This is a genomic window from Bacillus sp. sid0103 (assembly GCF_019219025.1).
In genome coordinates this window covers 109,010-133,744 of record NZ_JAHUWN010000002.1, presented here as the reverse complement: position 1 = coordinate 133,744, position 24,735 = coordinate 109,010, and the positions used below count along the sequence as shown (strand labels likewise).

Annotated in this window: 24 protein-coding genes, 1 pseudogene and 1 riboswitch; of the genes and pseudogenes, 20 read left to right on the top strand and 5 right to left on the bottom strand. The window is 40.5% G+C overall.

Annotated elements, in window-relative coordinates:
• Positions 1 to 11 precede the first annotated feature (11 nt).
• From KW850_RS02780 to KW850_RS02770, 3 genes are all read left to right on the top strand, one after another.
• On the top strand, positions 12 to 839 hold the full coding sequence (locus KW850_RS02780) for a MetQ/NlpA family ABC transporter substrate-binding protein (RefSeq protein ID WP_218346051.1): 828 nt from the start codon (positions 12 to 14) through the stop codon (positions 837 to 839).
• Between the two features lie 291 nt (positions 840 to 1,130).
• Positions 1,131 to 2,159 carry a UDP-glucose 4-epimerase GalE gene (gene galE / locus KW850_RS02775; protein ID WP_218346050.1) on the top strand — a complete coding sequence of 343 codons (1,029 nt, stop codon included), beginning with the start codon at positions 1,131 to 1,133 and terminating at the stop codon, positions 2,157 to 2,159.
• Positions 2,160 to 2,313: 154 nt separating this feature from the next.
• Positions 2,314 to 2,739: an OsmC family protein gene (locus KW850_RS02770; protein ID WP_218346049.1), complete on the top strand. Its 426-nt coding sequence runs from the start codon at positions 2,314 to 2,316 to the stop codon at positions 2,737 to 2,739.
• Positions 2,740 to 3,262: 523 nt separating this feature from the next.
• Here the strand turns inward: KW850_RS02770 and KW850_RS02765 are convergent.
• A complete protein-coding gene (locus KW850_RS02765; protein WP_218346048.1) occupies positions 3,263 to 3,796 on the bottom strand; it encodes an NUDIX hydrolase in 534 nt (177 codons plus the stop codon).
• A 147-nt stretch (positions 3,797 to 3,943) separates the two neighbouring features.
• On the opposite strand from KW850_RS02765, the gene KW850_RS02760 reads away from it, so the two are divergent.
• The 11 genes from KW850_RS02760 to KW850_RS02710 all read left to right on the top strand — a co-directional run bounded on the left by KW850_RS02760 (position 3,944) and on the right by KW850_RS02710 (position 14,557).
• The gene (locus tag KW850_RS02760) at positions 3,944 to 4,708 is read left to right on the top strand and encodes a hypothetical protein (protein WP_218346047.1); all 765 of its coding nucleotides are present in this window, start codon (positions 3,944 to 3,946) and stop codon (positions 4,706 to 4,708) included.
• Between the two features lie 18 nt (positions 4,709 to 4,726).
• Positions 4,727 to 5,200, top strand: coding sequence for a SoxR reducing system RseC family protein (locus KW850_RS02755; protein WP_218346046.1), 474 nt, complete (start codon positions 4,727 to 4,729; stop codon positions 5,198 to 5,200).
• Between the two features lie 264 nt (positions 5,201 to 5,464).
• Positions 5,465 to 5,629 carry an aspartyl-phosphate phosphatase Spo0E family protein gene (locus KW850_RS02750; RefSeq protein ID WP_218346045.1) on the top strand — a complete coding sequence of 55 codons (165 nt, stop codon included), beginning with the start codon at positions 5,465 to 5,467 and terminating at the stop codon, positions 5,627 to 5,629.
• Positions 5,630 to 5,911: 282 nt separating this feature from the next.
• Complete coding sequence (locus KW850_RS02745) at positions 5,912 to 6,349, top strand: hypothetical protein (RefSeq protein ID WP_218346044.1); 438 nt, start codon at positions 5,912 to 5,914, stop codon at positions 6,347 to 6,349.
• A 75-nt stretch (positions 6,350 to 6,424) separates the two neighbouring features.
• Complete coding sequence (locus tag KW850_RS02740; protein WP_218346043.1) at positions 6,425 to 7,069, top strand: response regulator; 645 nt, start codon at positions 6,425 to 6,427, stop codon at positions 7,067 to 7,069.
• A gap of 1 nt (position 7,070) precedes the next feature.
• Positions 7,071 to 8,177 carry a sensor histidine kinase gene (locus tag KW850_RS02735; protein WP_218346042.1) on the top strand — a complete coding sequence of 369 codons (1,107 nt, stop codon included), beginning with the start codon at positions 7,071 to 7,073 and terminating at the stop codon, positions 8,175 to 8,177.
• A gap of 116 nt (positions 8,178 to 8,293) precedes the next feature.
• A complete protein-coding gene (locus KW850_RS02730; RefSeq protein ID WP_218346041.1) occupies positions 8,294 to 9,232 on the top strand; it encodes an ABC transporter ATP-binding protein in 939 nt (312 codons plus the stop codon).
• 13 nt (positions 9,233 to 9,245) lie between these two features.
• Positions 9,246 to 10,358 (top strand): ABC transporter permease, encoded by a 1,113-nt coding sequence (locus tag KW850_RS02725; RefSeq protein WP_218346040.1) that lies wholly within the window; start codon positions 9,246 to 9,248, stop codon positions 10,356 to 10,358.
• Positions 10,358 to 11,503 carry an ABC transporter permease gene (locus tag KW850_RS02720; RefSeq protein WP_218346039.1) on the top strand — a complete coding sequence of 382 codons (1,146 nt, stop codon included), beginning with the start codon at positions 10,358 to 10,360 and terminating at the stop codon, positions 11,501 to 11,503. The genes KW850_RS02725 and KW850_RS02720 overlap by 1 nt, the downstream gene beginning before the upstream one ends.
• Before the next feature lie 652 nt (positions 11,504 to 12,155).
• Positions 12,156 to 13,028, top strand: a complete 873-nt coding sequence (locus KW850_RS02715; RefSeq protein WP_218346038.1) for an aminoglycoside 6-adenylyltransferase — start codon at positions 12,156 to 12,158, stop codon at positions 13,026 to 13,028.
• Between the two features lie 293 nt (positions 13,029 to 13,321).
• Positions 13,322 to 14,557: a C40 family peptidase gene (locus KW850_RS02710; protein ID WP_218346037.1), complete on the top strand. Its 1,236-nt coding sequence runs from the start codon at positions 13,322 to 13,324 to the stop codon at positions 14,555 to 14,557.
• 78 nt (positions 14,558 to 14,635) lie between these two features.
• On the opposite strand, the gene KW850_RS02705 is transcribed toward KW850_RS02710, so the two are convergent.
• Positions 14,636 to 15,985 carry an MFS transporter gene (locus KW850_RS02705; RefSeq protein ID WP_218346036.1) on the bottom strand — a complete coding sequence of 450 codons (1,350 nt, stop codon included), beginning with the start codon at positions 15,983 to 15,985 and terminating at the stop codon, positions 14,636 to 14,638.
• 527 nt (positions 15,986 to 16,512) lie between these two features.
• Between KW850_RS02705 and KW850_RS02700 the strand changes: the two genes are divergently transcribed.
• The 3 genes and pseudogenes from KW850_RS02700 to KW850_RS02690 all read left to right on the top strand — a co-directional run bounded on the left by KW850_RS02700 (position 16,513) and on the right by KW850_RS02690 (position 18,194).
• Complete coding sequence (locus KW850_RS02700) at positions 16,513 to 16,758, top strand: hypothetical protein (RefSeq protein ID WP_218346035.1); 246 nt, start codon at positions 16,513 to 16,515, stop codon at positions 16,756 to 16,758.
• A 232-nt stretch (positions 16,759 to 16,990) separates the two neighbouring features.
• A pseudogene (locus KW850_RS02695) lies at positions 16,991 to 17,505 on the top strand (DoxX family protein).
• A 170-nt stretch (positions 17,506 to 17,675) separates the two neighbouring features.
• Positions 17,676 to 18,194, top strand: coding sequence for a YfiT family bacillithiol transferase (locus KW850_RS02690; RefSeq protein ID WP_218346034.1), 519 nt, complete (start codon positions 17,676 to 17,678; stop codon positions 18,192 to 18,194).
• A 333-nt stretch (positions 18,195 to 18,527) separates the two neighbouring features.
• Here the strand turns inward: KW850_RS02690 and KW850_RS02685 are convergent, their stop codons facing one another.
• Positions 18,528 to 18,746, bottom strand: a complete 219-nt coding sequence (locus KW850_RS02685) for a spore germination protein (RefSeq protein ID WP_218346033.1) — start codon at positions 18,744 to 18,746, stop codon at positions 18,528 to 18,530.
• Between the two features lie 184 nt (positions 18,747 to 18,930).
• Positions 18,931 to 19,545 carry a GNAT family N-acetyltransferase gene (locus tag KW850_RS02680; protein ID WP_218346032.1) on the bottom strand — a complete coding sequence of 205 codons (615 nt, stop codon included), beginning with the start codon at positions 19,543 to 19,545 and terminating at the stop codon, positions 18,931 to 18,933.
• A gap of 179 nt (positions 19,546 to 19,724) precedes the next feature.
• On the opposite strand from KW850_RS02680, the gene KW850_RS02675 reads away from it, so the two are divergent.
• Positions 19,725 to 20,018 carry a hypothetical protein gene (locus tag KW850_RS02675; RefSeq protein WP_218346031.1) on the top strand — a complete coding sequence of 98 codons (294 nt, stop codon included), beginning with the start codon at positions 19,725 to 19,727 and terminating at the stop codon, positions 20,016 to 20,018.
• A 363-nt stretch (positions 20,019 to 20,381) separates the two neighbouring features.
• Positions 20,382 to 22,412 carry a peptidoglycan recognition protein family protein gene (locus KW850_RS02670; RefSeq protein ID WP_218346030.1) on the top strand — a complete coding sequence of 677 codons (2,031 nt, stop codon included), beginning with the start codon at positions 20,382 to 20,384 and terminating at the stop codon, positions 22,410 to 22,412.
• A 75-nt stretch (positions 22,413 to 22,487) separates the two neighbouring features.
• Here the strand turns inward: KW850_RS02670 and KW850_RS02665 are convergent, their stop codons facing one another.
• Positions 22,488 to 23,399, bottom strand: a complete 912-nt coding sequence (locus tag KW850_RS02665; protein ID WP_218346029.1) for a DMT family transporter — start codon at positions 23,397 to 23,399, stop codon at positions 22,488 to 22,490.
• A gap of 508 nt (positions 23,400 to 23,907) precedes the next feature.
• Positions 23,908 to 23,954: riboswitch (PreQ1 riboswitch) on the top strand.
• 125 nt (positions 23,955 to 24,079) lie between these two features.
• Between KW850_RS02665 and queF the strand changes: the two genes are divergently transcribed.
• Positions 24,080 to 24,580, top strand: a complete 501-nt coding sequence (gene queF / locus KW850_RS02660) for a preQ(1) synthase (protein WP_026564093.1) — start codon at positions 24,080 to 24,082, stop codon at positions 24,578 to 24,580.
• Positions 24,581 to 24,735: the final 155 nt, after the last annotated feature.

Below are 24,735 nucleotides of genomic sequence, written 5' to 3'. Positions count from 1 at the left end.
GGGAAAAAGTCATGAAAAAGTGGTTTTTAGCAATCAGTTTACTTTTAGTCGTAGCTGCTTTAACAGCGTGCGGCAGTTCAGGTGAAAAGGAAAAGGCAAGTGCTAATTCAAAGAATATTAAATTGGGTGCCACAGCGGGTCCTTATAGTGATATGTTGAAGAAAGCGATTATACCAGGATTAGAAGAAAAGGGCTACAAAGTAGAGTTGGTTGAATTTAGTGATTATATTCAACCAGACAAAGCCTTAGATAATGGTGATATTCAAGCCAACCTCTTCCAACACTCTATTTACCTTAGTAGTTTTGCAAAGGAAAATAACATGGATTTATCTGCTTTGATTTCCGTTCCAACTGCACCAATGGGGATTTTTTCAAACAAGTATAAATCACTTGATGAGATTAAGGATGGGGCAACGGTTACCCTTCCTAATGATCCGACGAATGCGGCTCGCGCCTTGAATACTCTCCGCGATGAAGGTTTGATTAAAATCGATGAAAATGCCGATCCGATTACAGTTTCAGAAAAGGATATTACTGAAAATAAGAAAAACTTAAAGTTTCAGTCGATTGAAGCAGGTCAACTGCCTCGTTCTGTGGACAGTGCTGATTTAGCTTGTGTACCTGGAAACTTCGCTCTTGCTGCTAAGATGGACCTGCTTAAAGCACTAGCGCTTGAGAATATGCTTGATCCTTACCGCAATGTGGTTGCCGTCAAAACAGAAAATAAAGATTCTCAGCTGGCGAAGGATATTAAAGCCGTTGTCGAATCGGATAATTTCGAGAAAATCATTGATGAACAATTTAAAGGCTTCGGAAAACCGGAATGGATGACTAAGTAACAGGAATTTTAACCTACTAATAACGGGATTCCCACAGTCACTTAAAGGAATCATTTCGTTTAACTAATGCTTACATCCAATGAATGTATCTTTCATTGAATGTAAGCATTTTTATTGATGTTTTCTATGAACTTGTCCAGGATTTTGGTGCCTGGCACCCAAGTGAAATATTGTGGTTCTTGAGATTATCATTTTTTTGTATAATAGAATTATAGGTAGTTTTTTTACATAAGGCTGTTTTCGCATAAATTGTTGTTTAAACAGATAATGTGAATGAGGAGTGTTGCGTTTATGGCTATTTTAGTAACAGGTGGTGCTGGATATACTGGTAGTCATACGTGTGTGGAATTACTAACGGCTGGCTATGAAATTATTGTTCTAGATAATTATGCAAATAGTAAACCGGAATCACTGAAACGCGTGAAAGAGATAACGGGTAAGGACTTCCCTTATTACAAAGTTGACCTGCTTGACCGTATTGGCCTTAAGGCTGTGTTTTCAAACCATCCCGTCGAAGCGGTGATCCATCTTGCCGGATTAAAAGCCGTTGGTGAATCGATTTCTCTTCCTCTTCATTATTACCATAATAATATTACTGGTACGCTTATTCTTTGTGATGTCATGAAAGAATTTGGTGTGAAAAATATGGTCTTTAGTTCATCGGCCACCGTGTATGGGATGCCTGAACGGATCCCGATTTTTGAAGATTTCCCGCTAAGCGCGACCAATCCATATGGCCGGACCAAGCTGATGCTTGAGGAAATTTTACGCGATTTAAATGTGGCAGATCCTAGTTGGAGCATTGCTTTATTGCGGTACTTTAATCCGATTGGCGCCCATGAGAGCGGCAGGATTGGCGAGGACCCAAGCGGAATCCCCAATAATTTAATGCCGTTTATTACGCAGGTGGCGGTTGGGAAATTGAAAGAGCTGCATGTGTTTGGAAACGATTACCCGACGGTTGATGGAACGGGAGTAAGGGATTATATACATGTTGTTGACCTTGCTCTGGGGCATGTAAAAGCACTGGAACGCGTCCTGTCTTCAAAAGGGGTAGAAGCGTTTAATCTTGGGACGGGAACTGGTTATAGTGTATTAGAAATGATAGCTGCATTTGAAAAAGCAGCATGGGTTAAAATCCCATATACGATTGTGGAGCGGCGCCCAGGAGATGTGGCTGTCTGTTATGCAGACCCGTCAAAGGCGAAAAAAGAACTAGGCTGGACAGCTGTCAGAGGAATAGAAGCCATGTGTCAAGATTCATGGCGCTGGCAGGAGAAAAATCCTAATGGATATGATGCGGAAGTCATCTTAAAATAAAAACAAGGAAACAGAAACATTCCCGAGAAGGATGTGGCTGTTTCCTTTTTATTTTGTCAATCAACAGCAAAAAATTTCTAATTTATGTTAATTAATTATGTAAAATAAGGAAGTGGTGAATGGGTAACAATAACAAGATGAAAGGGGTATGAGTATGGAGTTAACAATCAACTGGAAAGAGAAAATGGCCTTTTCGGGGGTGTCACCGTCCGGGCATGAATTTACCATGGATGCTGCACCTGAAGTTGGCGGAGAGAATTCCGGTCCAAGACCGACAGAACTGTTGCTGCAGGCGGTTGCCGGCTGCACAGGGATTGATATAATCTCAATCCTGCAAAAAATGCGCCTCGAGCCTACCGCATTTCAAATGGATGTGAAAGGAGAACGTGCTGAGGAGCATCCGAAGCGCTTTACAACGATTAATATTCATTATGCCTTAGACGGAGAACTGCCTGAGGATAAGGTAGTCCGGGCAATTCAATTGTCGAAAGACAAATACTGTTCTGTCTCCCATTCCTTGAATGCAGAAATCACCGTAAGCTATTCGATCAATGGGGTTAAAGGGGAAAAAGCGATATAAGCATAAAAAGAAGTAACAGCCAATTGGTGTTACTTCTTATTTATATATGTTGTAAAAAATTTGATTGAGAGGTTCTACGTGCCAGAAGTCAGGCAATATCAGAGAGAACGGTCACGTAGAGGGGTTTTACGTGCCAGAAGTCAGGCAATATCAGAGAGAACGGTCACGTAGAGGGGTTTTACGTGCCAGAAGTCAGGCAATATCAGAGAGAACGGTCACGTAGAGAGGTTTTACGTGACCGAAGCCAAGCAATATCAGAGAGAACGGTCACGTAGAGAGGTTTTACGTGCCCGAAGCCAAGCAATATCAGAGAAAATGGTCACGTAGAGGGGTTCTACGTGCCCGAAGCCAAGCAATATCAGAGAAAATGGTCACGTAGAGGGGTTCTACGTGCCCGAGGCAAAGCAATATCAAAGAGAATGGTCACGTAGAGAGCCCCCTACGTGACCGAAACCATGTAATATCAATGCGAACGGTCACGTAACGTGGTACTATCCCCGCCTTTTAAATCCATAATAAACAATTACCGATTATCCGTGATTACCATATACCGCAATATCGCGGCGAGTCCTGCACCATGCTTGAATTCGCCCTTTTCGATTAAGGTCTTCACTTCTTGCATCGTTAATTTATGTAATTCAATCTGTTCACTGGATTCCAATCTTTGCTCTGTGGCGGTGAGGCCTGTGGCTGCGAATAAATAAATCTCCTCGCTTGTGGAGCCAGGGGAAGGATAAAAGCTTCCTAAATCCAGCCAAAATTCAGCTTTATTTCCGGTCTCCTCTTCGAGCTCTCTTTTGGCGGTTTCAAGGGGAGCATCGCTTTCGTTGTCAATCATCCCGGCCGGCAGCTCCCATTCCCAGCTTTTGATTGCGTGACGATATTGTTTTATACAAATGATTTCTCTTTCAGCCGTTATCGGAAGGATACACACTCCTTTGGCAAAATCTAAATAGGAAAAGTTCCTTTCCTCCCCGTTCGGGACAATAACTTTTTCGATGACCACCCCAAAACGATCCACCTTTTCTTTCCGTGAACTACTAATCTTCCATACCATCTTCCTTCACCTCATCGTTTCTTCATCATAAACCTATTGTACACACTTTTTTCTAATTGGCGAATTCTAGCCATCCACGGATAATAATCCCATTATTTGTAAACAATAACCAAAGACGAATCATGATAGTAAGGGAAGGTAGAACAAGTGAATCAAATACCTCCGTTTCGCAGGCAAAGATCGTATCTATCCCAATTTACAACGGGACAATTTCATTTAAAGAATCCATGGATTTCCGCTTTTTTTTCGTTTTCCTATCCAGGGTTTGGACATATCATGCTCCATCGATACATGGTTGGGTATATTCTCATTCTTTGGGAGACCTTTATTAATGAAAAGGCGCAAGTAAACCTTGGCATTTTATATACATTAACAGGCGAATTTGAAAAGGCGAAGGACGTTCTCGATGATCGGTGGTTAATTCTGTATCTGGCTATATACATGTTTGGAATATGGGATAGTTATCGGACAACGATTGATATCAACAAACAGTATATCTTGGCGGACCGTGAAGACGCACCTATGCTACTCATGAAAATGGGAACATGGGATGCCAACTTTTTAGATAAACGAAAACCAGTCACTGCGCTGATCTGGTCAGCTTTATTCCCAGGTTTGGGTCATCTCTATCTCCATCATGTCATTACTGGATTCTTTATTTTTGTTTATGCCGTGGCCATCACTTACTTGGGGCATATTCCACATGCCATACATCTCTCAATGGTTGGTGATTTTGCTAAAGCTAAACATGTAATAGATATGCAATGGGCCCTTTATTTTCCTTCTATTTACTTTTTCATTATCTATGATTCTTATGCTTCCTCCATTGAACACAACAAATTGTGTGAAAAAGAAATGTCAAAATATTTACGGCAAAAATATCAAAATAAAAACTTTATTTTTCCTTTATAGAAAGTGAGTGTTCTCAATTTGTATGTCATAGCCACTTTCGAGAATTCTTTATTTATTGAGTTAGCAATTACTGAGATTGAACAAAAGGGAATACCTAAAGAAAAAATCTTAGCGGCCCCGCTTGATAAACGTTCGGAACCAAGACAGTTATTCGATACAATCCATCGAGCAGATGGTCTGAGCTTGTTTGATGGAGCCGCGATGCTGGGAACTTGTTTCATGCTGCTCGGTGCCATTTACGGATATGTTCTAAAATGGGGTCCGATTATCTGGGGCATTATTGGTGCGGTCAGCGGGTTACTGTTAGGCTTTTTAATCAAAATGCTCCTGGTTAAAAATAAGCAAAGAGCGGCAAAGAGCATCACCGCAGAAATTGTATTAATGATTCGATGTGAAGAACATCAATGGGAAACGATTGAAAAGATTTTATGGGAAAATACAGCTCTGGGGATAACCAGAATAAATAGTGGGATTAGTCCCCCTTCGGCTTAAATTTTAAACGTTAAAGCAAGTATGCGAGTCGAGGTGGGGATTTTCCTATGTATTCCTGATAATTTAGCAGGAATGTGAATGATTTAGCACAAAGTAATCCAGTATTCGCCATATTCCGAGTAACCCAGAAAAATTAATTGTCATAAGCATTATGAAGGTGGAAATTACTGTCGATATTTGATGACGAAAACTAGTTACTTGTATCCGCTTTCAATTGGTAAACTCGTATGTACCTAGTTAAAAAATATAAGGAGTTAATTGATAATGAATAACGAGGATCTTTTTGTGCAAATAGAAAATCTAAGAATAAAAATGATAAGTGTGGGCCTAGCGAAAGGTTTTACTTCAGTGGAAACGGTAAGGTTAAGTGAAAGACTTGATAAGTTAATTAACTTACAAATGGGGTTACTGTCGAAAATTTCTGCCTGAATACATACTATGTATTTATCGATATATTAATAGAAAAAGTATGACACCACTATCATCGTAATCAAAGACAGTCAAATTGCGTAAAAGTCCTGTGTGGAGGACCTTTACGCTTCTTTCAGCCATTGAGTTTTTAATAATACGGATAGCCTCCAGATGGATAGGCAGTTGGGTATGGTGCTGGATAAGGGGTTGGATATGGAGCGGGGTATGCTGCCGGATAAGGGTAACCTCCTCCAGGAGTCAAAGCCCCCGCTGTAAGACCTCCTATCAATCCGCCAAGAAATGGTGTACCGTAGCCGCCGTGATAACCTCCATGAGAACCGCCATGATACCCGCCGTGATGCCCGTCATAGTGCCCGCCATGATACCCGCCGTGATGCCCGTCATAGTGCCCGCCATGATGCCCGTCATAGTGCCCGTCATAGTGCCCGCCATGATGCCCGTCGTAGTGTCCGCCGTGATGTCCGTCATAGTGCCCGCCATGATGCCCGTCGTAGTGCCCGCCATGATGCCCGTCATGGTGCCCGTCGAAGTGTCCGCCGTGATGTTCCCCGTAGTGTCCACCACCGTGAAATCCGCCCATCATTTTCATACATCTCCTTTTTCATTCATAACGAATGTTACCTTCAGGGTACCTTTGCAAATAAGAATATTACCTTTAGTACTGTATGCATGATATTCGTCCAAAGAATGGGCTCACCACGAATTTCATGCCATTAGATACAATAGCTAAGCTGTTTCTTGCTATAATATCTGGTAGATAGTGTGAATTTGAGGGAGGGGGATTCCCGCCATATGAAAATAAAGGTCATCATCGCGGATGATAATTCATTTATTCGAGAGGGTCTGAAGATTATTTTATCAACTTATGAGGAATTTGAAGTGCTCGACACCGTGAGTGATGGAAAGGAAGCTGTTGATTACTGTCTTGCACATGAAGTCGATATTGCCTTGCTCGATGTCCGCATGCCCAATATGAACGGAGTGGAAGCGACCAAGTTGATTGCATCTCAAACGAGCACCAAGCCCATTATTTTAACGACCTTTGATGATGATGAATACATTCTTACCGCTATCAAAAATGGGGCCAAAGGCTATTTATTAAAAAATAATGACCCGGAACAGATCCGTGATGCGCTGAAGAGTGTGTTCCAAGGAAGCAGCATTCTTCAGGATGTTATTCTTGAAAAAATAAAGGCCAATTTGTCGGCGGCGGCAAATAAAGAACCTGAAACAAAAATGGATCTCACCCAGTTTACTGAACGAGAACGAGATATTCTGTCTTTGATTGCGAAGGGGTATTCCAATAAAGCCATCTCCAAGGAATTATTTATCTCCGAGGGGACGGTGGCAAATTACATCTCGTCTATTTTAGGAAAGACCGGACTTGAGCACCGAACCCAAATCGCCATTTACTATCTCACGGGGAAAGTCGACTAAGATGGAGATTTGGATCATTTTTATGAAGATGGTATTGCTTGTGTATATTGCTATTCAATGTGCACAAGCAAATGCCAGCCAAATCTCTTGGGTGGTTCTCGCGTTTCTGGTTTATTTCTGTACAAACATTACCCTTTATCTTTTTAAAAATAAAACTATCAAAAGGATCCTGCATGTCCTGTCGATCGGTATTTCGACCGTGGCCTATTACTACGTAAATCCTTTGTTTTGTTTGCTATTACCACTTTCGATTATGGAACTGGCTTCCGGCTTCATAGAAAAGAAAATAACGATTTTGCTTCTTTCTTTGCTTCCAATTTTATATTTGAATGAATCGGTGCAGCCCGAGTATGGCTTAGTAGCTTTTTTTTCTTATTTGATCTTTTCAATCACGTCCATCTATGGCGAAAAACTGGTAAAAAACGAAGCGCAGATTGATTCGATGCGAAAGCAGCTTCAGAAGCTGACTAAACATATTAATGAAAATACCGAATACATACGGCAGTCCGAATACACGTTTAAATTAGAGGAACGCAACCGAATTTCACAGGAAATCCATGATAAAATCGGTCACTCGATGACGGGTGCTCTTTTTCAAATGGAAGCAGCAAAACGGTTGATGGAGACCAATCAGCAAAAGGCAAACGAACTCCTCCAAAATGCGATCAACATTTCAAAGGAGGGGATTGAAAACATTCGCCTGACGTTAAAGAATATGAAACCCCCGACGGAGCAGGTGGGAATTCACCGTTTGAAGTTGTTGATTGATGATTTTAATGCAAAGCAACAAATCAAAACGGTTCTCACACATGAAGGCAATTTAGACATTATTGAGCCAATTCATTGGAAAATTATCCATGAAAATGTAACGGAGGCACTGACGAACGCAATGAAATATTCCCATGCGACGCAGGTTTCGGTCGATCTAAAAGTGCTAAATAAAGTGATCCGAGCCGAAGTGAAGGATAATGGGGCTGGAACAGAAATGATTAAAAAGGGATTAGGAATCCTTGGCATGGAGGAGCGGACTGCCTCAGTGAATGGAAAGATGATTGTGGACAGTACCCTTGGTTTTTCTGTCACCACGCTCCTGCCCTTGTGTTCATGAAAATCTCACGCAAACAATATGAATATTCTCATGTCAAAAGAATGAATGATTGCACTTATGCGCGTTCATTCTTTTTCTATATACTGGAAATATAAAAAAGATTTAGGGGTGAGAGGATGAACGTTTTAGAAATTAAGAACTTAACGAAAAAATTTGCGGACTTTATTGCGGTTGATAATATGAGTTTATCTGTTGCAGAAGGAGAAATCTTTGGCTTTCTTGGTGCCAATGGGGCTGGAAAAAGTACGACGATTAATATGATTGCTGGTCTGCTCCGCAGCAATGATGGGACGATTAACATTCTGGGAAAAAATAGTTCCAAACAAAGCCGCTTTGCCAAAATGAATATTGGTATGGTCCCGCAGGATTTGGCCATTTATGAAGATATGACCGCCTATGAAAATGTGAAATTCTTTGCCGGTCTTTACGGTCTGCGCGGCTCCGAATTAAATGAGCGTGTCGAGGAGGCCCTTCAATTCGTCGGCCTCCAGGATAAGCATAAAAGCTATCCAAAAGGTTTTTCCGGCGGGATGAAGCGACGACTAAATATCGCTTGTGCGATTGCCCACCGCCCGAAGTTGATCATCATGGATGAACCAACCGTCGGGATTGATCCGCAATCCCGGAATTATATCCTTACTTCCGTCCGCAAGTTAAATGAGATGGGCTGTACGATTATTTACACGAGCCACTATATGGAGGAAGTCGAGGAAATCTGTTCACGGATCGCCATCATTGATCATGGGAAAATTATTGCCGAAGGAACGAAGGAACAGTTGAAATCAATCATTACCAATACGAAGGATGTCTGGATTGAGGTCAAATCGACCGAAAATGTGAACATTCAATTGATTAAAGGAATCAATGGCGTCGAAGCCGTTTCTGTCGATGAAAACCTCATTAAAATCAACTCAGATACTGGAGTAAATAATCTAAACAAAATCATTGAGCATTTTATGAGTAATCATATCGAAATCCGCTCCTTACATGAAAAAGCACCGAACCTGGAGACGGTATTCCTAACATTAACCGGAAGAAATTTGCGTGACCAATAAGGGGGGATTACCATTGAACATTCTCAATATCGCGTGGAAAGGAATTAAAACGGACTTTCGGGATACCCGAACCTTATTTTTTATGTTAGCTTTCCCGATAGTGTTAATGCTTGTCCTTGGAACAGCTCTGTCAAACACCTTTACAACGAGTCTGCCTGTTGATGATATTGATGTCTTATATAAAGATACAACGAAGGGAGAGTCCTTTCCTAAGTTTATCTCTGAGGTTGAAAAATCAGGAATTCATTTTAAACAAGCGACAAAATCGACCGATGCCCAAAAAGAAGTGAAGCAAAATAAATACGATGGCTATGTCGAAGTAACCGATAAAGGGATTCAGCTCTACGTCAATAATGGCAGTAGCATTGAAGGAAACATTCTGCAAGGCATGCTCACTTCCTTTGTCGATCAATACAATATCGCCTCCGAAATTATTAAGGTAGCACCAGAGAAACTGGAACCTGCGTTCTCGCGTGAAAAGAAGGATGATTTTATTAAAGAAACCTCACTTCTTCCTGATAAACAGCCCGGTTCGATGGATTATTATGCGATTGTCATCACAACGATGATTATTCTGTACGGTGCGATGTCTTCAAGCTCGTTAATCGTGAGTGAACGTGTGCGAAAAACAGGCGACCGCTTGATTGCTTCCCCGGTTAGGAAAAGTGAAATTTTCATTGGAAAGGTGTTCGGAAGTCTCGTCAGTAATAGCATCTGTATCTTGCTCGTCATCCTTTTTAGCAAGCTTATTTTCAAAGCTAATTGGGGCGATCATTTAGGCTTGGTCTTCCTTGTATTGCTGACCGAAGTGGTGTTTGCGGTGAGCATGGGGATTGGAGTCAGCTTCTTGTCAAAAACAAGTGCGGGTCCAAAAGTGATCATCATGTTGTTCGTGCAGTTATCATCCTTTTTTGGCGGTGCTTATTTTAAAATTGACAATCCCCAAGGCATCTTTAAGTTGATTACGGAACTTTCACCGCTAACATGGATGAATACAGCACTGACGAAGATTATTTATGCAAATGACTTTGCGGCAGCAATCCCTGCGCTGTCGATCAACCTGGCTGGAGCGCTCGTATTCTTGCTGGTGTCAATCATCTCATTGCAAAGACGGGAGGGGTTATAATGAAGGATATCCTCTGGTTAATTCAGAACACGTTGCGTGTGACGTTTCAAAAAAAGAAAAACATTATCATGTACCTGTGTATGCCCTTAGTCGGGATCTTTATTTCCCTGCTCGTCTATGGCGGTGATCAAAAAATGAACCTGCATGTTGGGATCGTTAACGAGGATAAAAGCGAGATTACCTCTGATACGATCGAATTTTTAAAGGGCTTAGAGAATGTCGAGATTTCGACGATTTCGGCTGGGCAGGTCCAGGATAAAATCTCTTCTGGCAATCTAGACAGTGTGATTACCTTTGAAAAAGGGTATGCTGACAGTGTCTTGGCCGGGGAGCCTGACCATATCGAGATGACCTCGATCAAGGGTGCAGCGATAACTGCTTATGTGAAATCTTATTTATATCAGTATATCGATAATATCGCAACCATCAGTTATGTGGCCGGAGGGAAGCAGCAGGTCTTTGAGCAGATGTATAGAGATTATCAGCAAACGAACTACATGTTAGCGACTCATTCCTTAGAAGACACAGCCAAAAACAAGAACATGACGAATCAAACAATTGGTTTCCTGATTATGATCATGCTGATGTCAGCTGGGAATATGGCTGAGATTATTCTGTTGGAAAAAGAAAACCGCACCTATTTTCGCTTACTATCAACACCGATTAACGCACGAAAGTACATCTTCTCTAATATAATGGTCAACATGATTGTGATGACGATTCAGGTTTTCATTACATTAACGATCATGAAAAACGTCTTTCATATTGGTATGGGCATGTCGTTTTGGTCCGCAGCGTTTGTGATGTTACTGTTTTCCTTGATTTCAGTCGGGATCTCTCTAGTCATTGTTTCTTTTTCAAACAGCCGCAGTGCCGCGGGTGCTTTGCAGAACTTAATTATCACGCCGACTGTGATGCTTTCTGGTTGCTTCTGGCCAGTAGAAGTAATGCCGAAATCATTACAAAAAATCGCCGATTTCCTGCCGCAGCGTTGGACTTTGGATACCTTAACTAAGTTGCAAGAAGGAAATGCGTTTAGCGGGTTATACTTGAATTTCACGATTCTATTCGCCTTTGCTGCCGCCTTTTTCTTAATCGCCGTCTATCGATTCGGCAGAAACAATTCCACACAAAATTTTGTCTAAAACCGTTTACTATAAAAGATGACTATCAATTCGATAGTCATTTTTTTGTAAGGTGCATGAGATTAGGATGCACTTGGATTCGGACAACTTTGATCAATCTTGACCCGCTCTGTCCGAATTGGCCGCGCATTCGGACAACCATGTTCAAATCTGAGCTCAAGCTGTCCGAATAGACCCTGCATTCGGACAACTATGATCAAAATCCAGCCCAAGCTGTCTGAATCATCCCTGCATTCGGACAACAATGAACCAATTCCAGTCCAGGCTGTCCGAATAGACCCTACATTCGGACAACTATGATCAAATTCGAGCTCAAGCTGTCCGAATCAGCCCTGCATTCAGACAGCAATGAACCAATTCCAGTCCAGGCTGTCCGAATAGACCCTACATTCAGACAGCAATAAACAAAATCCAGTGCAAGCTGTCCGAATCAGTCCCTCATTCGGACAACCATGATCAAAATCCATCCCAAGCTGTCCGAATCAGCCTCGCATTCATAAAAGAAGGAATTTTTTATACAAATATTTAAATCTTTTACTATAGATTAAAGTTTTTAAAGGAGTTATTTCAATGACAGGTTAATCTATCCTATCATCTCCTTTAACTGATATAGGAACCCTTAACAAGATTATAAATGCATTGGAGGAAAGAAATGCGGACAGAACACGAAATGATGAAATTAATTTTAACAGTAGCAGAAAAAGATGATCGAATTCGTGCAGTGGGAATGAATGGTTCACGAACAAATCCGAATGTTCCTAAAGATATGTTTCAGGATTTTGATATTGTTTATCTCGTAACCGATTTGGATTCTTTTTTATGTAACCACGATTGGATCGATGTTTTTGGTGAACGAATCATTATACAAATGCCTGAAGTGATGTCGATGTTTCCACTAGGATTGGGAAGGCGGTTCACCTATTTAATGCAGTTTACAGATGGAAATCGGATTGATCTAATGTTAATTCCCTTAGATGAGGCAGACATATATTATAAAGAGGATAAGCTAACGGTTATTTTAATGGATAAGGATCATTGCCTTCCTTCAATCCCCCCACCGATCGATGAGGATTACTGGGTAAAACGTCCATCTGCTGAATTCTTTGCTGATTGTTGCAATGAATTTTGGTGGGTCGCCACTTATGTAGCCAAAGGTTTGTGGAGAAGGGAAATTCTTTATGCACAAGAGCATCTTAATCAACACGTCAGACCAATGCTAATGAAAATGCTTGAATGGAAGGTAGGAATACAAACGGACTTTTCCATCAGCGTAGGTAAATGCGGTAAATATTTAGAGAGATTTCTCTCAGAACAGAGTTGGCAGGAGCTTCTTTCCACTTATGCCAAAGGAAGTTATGAAGATGTATGGAGAGCATTATTTACTATGGCTCATTTGTTTCGTACTACAGCAATGGATGTTGCAGAGAGTTTAAATTTTGAATACCCATATGAAGAAGATAAGCGTGTCACGGCATATCTAAAGCATATAGAAACCTTATCGCCAAATGCTAATGAAATCTATTAATCTACTTAAAGATAGGTGTAATTCTTTTTAAACAAAATCCAGTACCAAACTCGAAGTCCGTATTCTTCGAGTTTTTTTATGGGCATTTAGACCCTCTATATAAAAGATGAATGACGAAAGATAAGATACTTTCACGAAAAATATGTAATTTATTCGACTCTTTCTATGAAGTTTCTACATAACATTACAAATTCATTACATTTTCACCAGTACCATTGTTATTATTCTCTTGGAAATTTAAACTATAAATATATAAATCGGAAAAATTTTCTTGAAGAAAAGGTGAGAATGGAATGAAAAAGAAATTATTAATATATTCGGTATCAGTTGCTCTATTGACTTCGATCTTTCAAGCAACTCCTACTTTTGCAAGTCCAACTATTACGCAAGAACAGATCAATGAGACAAAAGGAAAAATAACAGAAACACAAAATCAAATTGAAGACATAGAAAATAAGATTCAACAACTAGACGACCGAATCATCATTGGAATGGAAAAGAGCAAACAACTAAACGATGATATTAAAGCACAACAAGGTCAGATCGTAAAAACAAAGGCTGAAATTGAAAGAGCAAAAAAAGACTTAGAAACAAACAAAACCTATTATTCTGCAAGACTAAAAACTATGCAGGAACAAGGTCAACAGCCGATGATCACATACGCAGAATTTATCCTTTCATCTAAAAGTTTTTCCCAGCTATTAACTCGCTCTACTGCGATTATGCAAATTCTTGATAGTAATACAGATATCATGAAGGCTCTTGCTAAAAAAGAAGAAAACTTACTAGGTGCAGAGGAAAAGCTTGAAAACGAATTAGGCCAATTAAAAAAGAGCCAGGATGACTTAGTTTCTGAACAGAAGCAGATTGAAGCAGATAAAGAAGAAATTAAAACCGTATTGGCAGAATCAAAAAATACCTTAAAGCAACAACAAACGCAACTAGCTCACCAACAAACAGAAAAAAATGCTCAAGATAAAGCACGACAAGAAGCACTAGAAAGAGCACAACGTGAAGCACAAGAAAGAGCACGTCAAGAGGCGCAAGAAAGAGCGCAGCAACAAGCACCAGAAAGAGCACAGCAACCAGCACCAGAAAGCCCAAGCCAACCGAAACAAGATTCTCCAGCAAAAAAACCATCCAAATCCGATACACCGGAGGAAACAGTCACTAACTCTGGAGATGCAAATGAGTTAATAGCATTTGCTAAAAAATATTTGGGTGTTCCTTATGTATGGGGCGGAACATCTCCAAACGGGTTTGACTGTTCAGGGTTCACCCAATATGTGTTCCGTTCTGTTGGGATTTCTCTTCCGAGGGTCTCTCGTGACCAACAGGATGTTGGAACCCAAATTTCTCCGTATAATGTACAGAAAGGTGATTTGGTATTTAGGGGCAACCCTGCGCACCATGTCGGCATCTATATTGGAGGCGGCAAATATATTCATGCTCCGCAAACGGGAGATGTTGTAAAAATTGCTACATATAATCCATCTAGATTTACAACAGCAGCACGAGTATTGCATTAAAATATAAATGAATCGCAAAAAGGGCTTGGAGGAAAACTCCAAGCCCTTTTTGGGTTATTTAATAAGTTAAGCGACCAACTAGCTTACTTTCGGTCTAGGGTTGATGCTTTTTTGCTCGGATGGATCCCTCTGAATAAGGAAGGAGGTTAGTAACGCTAAGATACTGCCAATGAACCCGAATAGGAACAGATGATGGATGCCGTGCATGAAATCGGAGCCGCTAGTTAATAACGCACCCATGACGGTGACGCCGATTGCCGTCCCCATATTCCGGCAGAACATGAAGAAGGAAGTTGAGATTCCACGTTCATGGGCACCGACGAGCTGCTGAACGCCGATCATTCCGACCGTGGTTAGTAAGCCGAACGCGAGTCCTTGCACGAACATGACAAGAAACACAAACCAAAAACCATGGCTTGGATTGAGTTGGGTCAACAATGCCCCTGATCCGAATAGTAACGCATTTCCGATGATTAACAAGGTCCGATATCCGTACTTGAGAATCCATTTACCCGCAGGTACGGCAGCAGCCATCCAGCCAACCGCCGTGCCGAGTAAGGCCACACCGCTCAAGAATAATGAAAGTCCAGCGATATTCTGTAAAAACAGTGGGATGAAACTAGCGGTTCCGAATAAGGCGGTTGTTCCAATAAAGGCGTTGATGTTAATCCGTGAAATCATCTTATTTTTAAACATAGAGAGCGGAACAATTGGTGATGTTTGTTTTTTCTCGTAAAAATAAAACACAACGAGAAAGACAAGTCCGATCAACAAGTAAAGAATGCGATTTTCTTTTACGATGGTATCTAATAGAAGGAACGTGACACCGACGGCGAATAGAATTGCGCCAATGTAGTCGACCTTCGCTTTTTTGGGTTGGTAGTTTTCTTTGTAAGGAAGAAGCGTCACAAATGCGATTAAACAAACCGGTAAGTTCACAAAGAAAATCCATCGCCAAGTCATAAACTCAACGAAAAAGGATCCGAGTAATGGCGCAAGGACAGCAGATAGCCCCCACATCGCCGTAAATAACGCTTGGATTTTTCCTCGTTTTTCGACTGAAAACAGGTCACCGGCAATAATGGCAGGGAACGGCATCATAAATCCTGCTCCAATTCCCTGGACAGCGCGGAAGATGACTAATTGAATCATATTGGCCGACATCCCGCACATAAGCGATCCCATTAAAAATAGTAGAATGCCAGAGCCGAATACTTTTTTTCGGCCGAATAAATCTGATAATCTCCCAGCCACAGGAGAAAGGATGGTACTGGTAATCATATAGGACGCAAACGACCACGCATACAAGTCAAATCGCCCTAACTCTTTGGCAATGATCGGCATCGTTGTATTCATAATCGTCGCATCAATCGACGCAACCAGCATCGCAAGAACGATGCTAATCATAACGGTGGTTCTGCTCTTCATATATCCACTCCCCTTTTGTTTCGTACGGTAAAAGTCTTGAACTTGAGAGATATTATAGCAAATTCGGTTATGTGTCAAGAGGGATGATTTTCCCATGAAATTGGAGGGATTGTAGATATCCTCAAAGATATCCACTTAAAATCTGTAGATATCTTTGTAATAATGCAAATATCCACTTAAGATCTGTAGATATCTTTGAAAAAATTAAAATATCCACTTAAAATTGTAAATATCTTCGAAAAATTGTAGATATCCTCTTTAATTTTGTAGATATCCACTTTAAATTGTAGATATCCCCTCAACTTTGTTGATATTCTCTTGAAAATTGTAGATATCCTCTCAAATTTGTAGATAAACGATAAATGTTTGTAGATATCTTTAGAGAATATATAGAGTTGCAATAATATAAGACCAATCACAAAATTTGTCCCCAATTGCACCGTCAAAAATAGGATCACTGTTTTAGCATTTTTGGGGAAAATAACAATATAGATTAGAAAAGGTGAAATGAACATTTTTCTAAGAAGGTGTTAAACATAACCACAACCGAGGAGATTGCTGAAATCCTTGCCAGTATTGATCATCAACTGGCACCTAATTGGCTGCATAACGACCTAATCAAAAAAACACTGGCCAATAGCTATGATTATTGGTTAGAAGATACAGGTATCGCGATGTCATTAACAGACTTTGTGATCCAATATCTCGAACATGCCGAGTATCTAGGCGGAATTTTTTTACCTGATGCAGAAACAAATGATCCCAGTTGCTGACTGCTGGGATTTTTTTGTTGGTGTCAGGCACCACACTTTTGGAATAGGTCAAAGGGGAGTTATTTTTAGGGACTGTTCCCCATAAAAATGGACTTCCTGAAGTCGTCCAAAAGTTCGTCAAAACATTTCAAACAAACTGTGAACTTGACACTATACCCATGTTGTTTAATAGAAAAAAGGAATATAGTGTAATCATAAAGAACAAATAAATATTGAAGGGCGGAATGAAATCATGTTTAATACGTTTTTAAGAGAAAACAAAATTGCAGCGGCTATCTTAACTGTCTTACGATTATACCTTGGCTATTCTTGGTTCACAGCAGGTTTTCATAAATTAACCGGTGGCTTCGATGCTTCTGGATTCTTAAAAGGAGCCATCGCCAACCCGGTAAAGGGTCCAGATGGGGCCATGGTATTTAGCTGGTATGTAGACTTCTTAAAACACTTTGCACTGCCAAATGTAGATGTCTTCAACGTCATCGTTCCTTGGGGCGAAACATTAATCGGCTTAGGGTTAATTCTCGGATGCTTAACAACAACAGCGATGTTCTTTGGTCTAGTGATGAACTTCAGTTTCTTCTTAGCAGGTACCGTATCTCACAACCCAAGAGACATTTTCCTTGGTTTCATCATTCTAACTGCTGGTTACAATGCAGGTCGAACGGTTTAGACCGCTGGGTGATTCCTTTCATCAAAAAGACTAGCAAAAAAGGACCTGGTCACGAAAAAGCACAAGTAAGTGCATAAATAATTACCAATCAAAAGACGATTCGGGCTATAATCTGAATCGTCTTTTGCATTTAATTCGAAAAGTACATAGAGAATTAAGTAGAATAGAGTGTGCATAGGTATATGAATAAGATTGAGAAATGATTCGAGTAACCTGTATGTTGACTGAACATTGAGGAGGAATGGGAATGGATGTGAGATACCCAATTGGAAGGTTTGAATTTGATGGTGAGATTACCTTTGGTGAGATTGATGGTTGGATCAAGGAGATGGAGGAATTACCGAGTCTACTAAGGGATGCGGTGAAGGATTTGAATGATGAACAACTCGATATCCCCTATCGCTCAGGCGGGTGGACGATTCGCCAAGTTGTACATCATCTTGCCGATAGTCATATGAATGCCTATATTCGTTTTAAATTGGCACTTACCGAGGATAACCCTGTGATAAAGCCTTACGAAGAAGGGCAGTGGGCTGAGTTATCTGATTCCAACTTGTCTGTGGACACTTCGCTGTCATTACTTGAGGCACTGCATATCCGTTTGGTCAACCTTTTGCGCTGCCTATCACCTGAGGATATGAAAAGAACCTTTATCCATCCAGAATCGGGTCAAGTTTCTGTCGGAAGAAATATCGGAATTTACGCATGGCATGGCCGGCATCATTTTGCACATATTACTAATTTACGTAAGAAAATGAACTGGTGAATGACGGGGCTGCTCCAAAAAGTTAAAACCAAGGGATTATCCCTTGGTTTTTATTGATATTATGGATTGAACTAGTTCTAGCCATCCGAAGTGGTTTCCACATTGGTTACAGTTGAACTCAATAATTCTTCCGTGATCCCTTTTTTCTCGAAGTAACTATATATGTTGAAAAAACTATAAAAATGTAGATAATTAGACGTTTTTTTTACCTTTTTTAGGAGGTTAAATGAAGGTGGGGGAATTTTCTCTGCGTGTCTAGTAAGTTGTGTGAAATGTATTTTTTTGAGTGGGCGTGCAGGAGGAATTCCCCAACCTTTTCCCGATTGACCATGGTTAGTTATCGTGAACGATGGGTTGGTCAAATAGATCGGAATTAATGGAAGTGGAGGTACTTTGACCATTGATCGTTGTGACATGAACCCCTGTATTGGTAGAACCTGAGCCATGTGTAGTTTTTATGGCGCTTTTAGGAGAAACAAACAATGAAGCGCCAAATTGGACAACACCGCCACTGATGGAATCAATCTTCACTGGAACTGGAAATTCTGACATAGAAGAACATCCTTTGCATTGTAATATCTTACTATATGCGAATTTCCTTTTTTATGTTCGCAATTGGTCCTGTTCAAAAGTTCTCCATACCATTTCAAACAAACTGTGAACTTGTCACTATAGCCATGGCAACAGATCGAAAAGCAGAAGCAGCCAAACGGCTAAACTTCTGCTTTTCTTTTTATCAAACATATTCATCGTCAATGAACGTGGAAATTTCATCTAAAATGGCATTTCGATCAGATACATCAGAATGAATATTTCCAAAAACCTCTGCGATTGCAGCTTGTATTTGTTCCTTTGGCAATCGATGCAGGTTAGATGTGGGTCTAAAATACAGGTACATTGGAAACCCGCCATCGTTGGTGGGGAGTTTATAAGGGATATGTAATCTCTTGGCGCCCAATCTTTCGTAAAAGTTTATCCGTCTTATTTGTTGTACTCTCGCATGCTCATCGCATTCGGGTTTTTCCACTTCGACAAATATTCCGGCCTGTTTTGATTGAAGAATTTTATTAAATATGAGGCTCCCATACCCAAGATTCTGGAATCGCTTATCGATTGCCAAATAATCAAGCCAAATCACAGGGATATGTTCAAATTCATAAATAAAGGCATAGCCAACGATTTCTTCTTTATTGGTTGCCAAGAGTAATTTATATTTCCCTTTCGCTAGGAGCGATTTAAGGTGATTGTAATCTTTTAATTCATTCGCCGGAAAGTCTGATAATAATCGTTGATAGACATTATTTAAATCACTTAGATTGCTTTCTGAGAGTTCGATATTGTTAATTTTCATTTAGTTTCCTGCCTTTTTTTAAGTTCATAGTATTCCTAAAAAATACATGTAGAAAACGGATTGGGAAGTTTCCAGTGCATTTTATATGCTATTTCAATTTATGTCTCTAAAATTTATTTTTGGGATTTTGTTCATAATTACCGTTTGTTCCATATGCTTAAGGATAAGGGGGGAATGTAATGTCAACTGAACCATTTAATCTCGAGACATTAAAGGATATAAGGAACAAACTTGATTATATTTACTTTATTGCAAAAAGCAATTACAACGATAACCCTAAACTAATGGACACGATTGAACATCTAGCTCAAGTTTCAAAAATGTTTACTAACATTAAAATTCAAGAGTTAAGCAAGCAAATGGAAATACCAAGCCCCCAGGGATACATTCTATCAAAACTGTCAAACTCCTACTCTAGAATGAAGGAGTATGAAAAACAAAAAGAAACTGACTTCCCAACTTGGAAGCTTTGATAAACAGAGACTAATGCGTGAATGGGAGGGTCATCGCAAGTTGGAAGTGGCTTTCCGAGAGTAAAGTAGAACTTCCGCCAGTAAAGGGAGGTTAGGTTATCCGCCAGTAAAGTGGGGCCATCCAGCAGTAAAGCGGGGCCATCCGCCAGTAAAGCCGCATACTTGGTCGATTTCCACTACCAAACTCAAAGAGAAGCGCTTCATGCGCTTCTCTCTTTTTTGAAATGGTGGCTGTCACCACAAGTTTATGAATTTTCAAAATTATTTAGTAAAACTAAATTTTCCTTAGAATCCTTCGTTTGTCGTAGTATAATGGTTTTTATGAGTCTAGCAGACATTTAAACTATTATATTAGGAGGAAAAATGAAGAAAGTTGTCATCTCTGTTTTGTCACTATTGGTTTTTGTTTTGGTACAGCCCTCTCTTATGAGCGCAGCGGGAACGACCTACCCCAAAGTTAATGATTATATCATTTCTATGAAACTAGTACCCGCGAAAGTAGAGCAAGATTACAAAAATATTTTTACCAAATTTACGTATCGGAATGGTTATGGTGAGGTTGAGGGGATTGTTGCCCATGAAACGGCAAATAGCAGATCGACGATCTCGAGTGAGATTGCCTATATGACGAGAAACCATAGTAGAGCCTTTGTTCATGCATTTGCTGATGGTTCGCGGGTGATTGAAATCCATACGCCGAATTATGGGGCCTGGGGTGCGGGATCCTATGCAAACCAACGATTTGTACATATTGAACTAGTCAGAGAGAAGAGCTTTGACAAGTTTGCACGTTCGATTAATAACTATGGGAATTACATTGCATCCGTGCTTTATGAATATAATTTACCTTTAGTAAATGCCGAAAAAACAGGTGAAGGAACACTATGGTCGCATGCTGCAGTCACCAAGTACCTTGGAGGCACCACCCATGCGGATCCGCATGCATATTTTAAACAGTGGGGCTATAGCTGGGATCAATTTGTCCAGTTAGTTACTATGAAATATAAAACCTTCCCAAATAAAACGGAAAATACCAATCGCTTAGGGCAAATCCCAAGCAGCAAGGTCATGATTTATAAGGATTATACTAATACGGCAACAGCCGTTCCGGCAGGAGAAACGTATACGAACCAAACGTTTTATATTAAAAACTTAGCCTTTATTAGCGGACAAACCTATTACTTGCTTAGTGAAAAGCCAAGCAGTGTGGACGGAGTGATCGGCTGGGCAAAGGCTGCTGATCTGCTTTCCTATCCAGAATCTAGTGTAAAATCCACAGCGAAGACGTTGTATTTTACGGGCATTGGGAGCGCATATAGCAAGGCTTGGGGCATGAAGGAAGATGTCATCTACTCTTCACTGTCCAAATATAAAAATCAAGAATTTAAGGTAGATGGTACAGAAACAGTTGGAAATATGGTTTGGTACCGCGGGAATCTGGACGGAAAAACCGTATGGATTTATTCAAGCCGATTGGTACCAAAAGTGGAGCGGGCGATGAGCAGGTTAGGCCAGCTTAAAAATGGCACTGTTATGATCTATAAAACGGTCGGCACTTCAACAGGTGCGATTCAAGCTGGATCTGCCTACACCGGGACCGTCTACTACATTAAGAAACAGGCAACGATCAACGATCAAACCTATTATTTAATCAGTAAACAGCCTAGTAGTGTAACAGGCGTGGTCGGCTGGGTCAACTCTTCCGATATCACAAATTATTCACATACGACGTATGACAAAAATGCCAAAACAATGTATTTCACAGGCAAAGGCAGCGCATATAGCAAGCCATGGGGCGGTACGAAGGATCTGATTTTTAAAGATCTCTCGAAAAATAAAAACCAAGAATTTAAGATCAATTTAACCGAAAAAGTCGGTAATAACACGTGGTACCGTGGAAGCATGGCTGGTAAGACCGTATGGATTCATGGCGGGTACCTATCGAATACACTAGAAAGTGCGACGAGCAGGTTAGGCAATATCAAAATAACCAGCGTTAAGGTTTATAGGAAGCTTGGGTCGAGTTCGAACTTTAAGGCAGGATCCACCTATACCAATAAGGTTTACTATATTAAGAGAAAAGGGCTGCTAAATGGTCAAACCTATTATTTAATTAGTAAAAGTTCAACAGGCGCAAGCCCGGTTGGCTGGATCAAATCTTCCGATATATCCGATGTTAGTTATTCGGTCGTCAGTCAAAAAGCCAAAACTATGTACCTCAAAGGGACAGGCAGTGCCTATAGCAAAGCATGGGGTGGTAAAAAAGACGTCGTTTATAAGAAACTTTCTTCTTACAAAAACAAGAAATTCACTGCTAACCTCACGGCGAAAGTAGGAAGCACTAACTGGTACTGTGGGAAGTTGGACGGTAAGACTGTTTGGTTGATGAAGTAGTACTATCAACTGAAAAACAATATCCATAAAACGAAAAAAAGGGGCTAATTTTAGCCCCTTTTTCTATGAATAAATTTAATTAACCGGTTCTTCTTTCACCGCTTGTGACAGCGGCTTTTGCTGCTGGCTCAAAAAGAAGAATACACCGAGCAGGACGAGCAGACCGCCAGCAATTTGCCAGGCGACAAGGTGCTCGTTTAATAGAATTACTGCAAGGATGGTGGCGCCAACGGGTTCACCTAAAATACTCATTGAGATCGTCGTCGCATTGACGTAGTTTAAAAGCCAGTTATTTATCACGTGTGAGACCGTTGGAACGGTGGCGAGTAATAAGAAGATGCCCCATTCCTTGGCCGGGTAACCACTTAGAGTAACTCCTGCCGTGACGTTATAAATTGTTAGCACAATAGATGCAGCGAAAAACACACAAAAGCTATAAAGCCAATGTGATACTTTTTTGACGATTGATTGCCCAATTAATAAGTAGCCAACGACAGAGATTACACTAAAAAATGAAAGTAAATCGCCCATAATCGCGTCCGTACTTAATCCGAAATCTCCCCAGCCAATCATCATCGCTCCGATGATTGCAATCCCCATTGTCATAATGGCGGACAATGTTGTTCGTTCCTTAAATAGAAGAAAGCCGCCGAGCAGTGAGACAATAGGCTGTAAGGCAAGGATAATAGTCGAACTTGCGACTGTCGTTAGTTTCAAAGACCCGAACCAAAGGACAAAATGCAGTGCCAAAAAGAAACCTGAAAAAAATAAAAAGAACCAATCCTTTTTAACAATATGTTTAAATTCACTGCGTTTTTTCCAGACGATCGGTACCATTAAGATACTGGCAAACCACATCCGGTACATACTCAAAATGGAGGCTGGAGCGTCTGACCATTTGACAAAAATCGCCGAAAATGAAATGGCAATGATGGAAATGGTAAGCGGCAGCACGATGGATCTGGAACCCACTTCTTGTTGTTTCATCATATCCCCCTATGCCTTGTAACAGGTCCTTTCCATAAAATAAAACGTTCGTAACCCTAAAGCCTTCGGAAATTATTATAGCACAAAGGGGGCTGATACCTGCTTACTATTTAACTAGTAAAAAAAAGAAAATCAGAACAGGAAATAGAGGAATGGGCTGACACTTTTTAACACAGATTGCCTATTTTCATTTTGTGGTAAGAGATCTTTCGTTGTAATTTATTTGCGACAGAGGGGGGCAACGAAATCCATATTCCGGGAATCATTATTTGGGAAGATGAAATGTCTGAAGGCTTGTATCTGTATGGCGTCCATTTTCATCTGGAGGAAAACACACGCGCTCATTTTACTCATTTGCTAAATGAGTATTCAGAAAAGTATTTTACCCGAAATGAAGATTAGTGGTGAAATACGTATAGATAATGAGGTTGAGTAAAACTTACAAAAATTTTCAATTGACGTTTGGCTCAGGGTTCTATAATATATGTGGAAGAGAATACCCGTGCTTGCGGGAGAGGTTCATAGCTGATACCCTCTATAAAAAACTATGGATACATGACTTTAGGCCATGTCCATATCGGACGTGGCTTTTTTGATGGAATCCTTTAGTTTGATAAGTAGAGATGCTGCAGAAACTCTTTCTTGGAAAAGTGTGGGACACATTGCAAGGAGGTTTTTTTATGTCTGGCAGAAGCCACGAAGAAGGTTTAAAGGATTTAACATTATTAGGTAATCAAGGGACTACCTATTCATTTGAATATGCGCCGGAGGTATTGGAGGCAGTCGACAATCTTCACCCGGACCGCGATTATTTCGTGAAATTTAATTGCCCGGAATTCACAAGTTTATGCCCGTTAACGCGCCAGCCGGATTTTGCGACGATGTATATTTCGTATGTTCCGGACAAAAAGATTGTTGAGAGTAAGTCACTGAAATTATATCTATTTAGTTTCAGAAACCATGGCGATTTCCATGAGGATTGTGTCAATATCATCATGAATGATTTAATTAAGCTGCTTGACCCAAGATATATTGAGGTTTGGGGGAAATTCACGCCACGAGGCGGGATTTCGATTGACCCTTGGTGCAACTATGGGAAACCAGGAACCAAGTATGAGGAAATGGCCCATTTCCGTTTGATGAATCATGATATTTATCCAGAAAAAGTAGATAATCGTTAAGGAAAAAAGGCCGGATTCCCGGCCTTATTTTTATGTAAAGTAGATGTGTATGAAGTTTTTACAAGAGTTTCATAAATATTTTGACCCATCCGAACAACGCCAACCACAGTGGAACACTAAGTATGGTCGCCCAGAAAATCCCTATGAAAAAATTC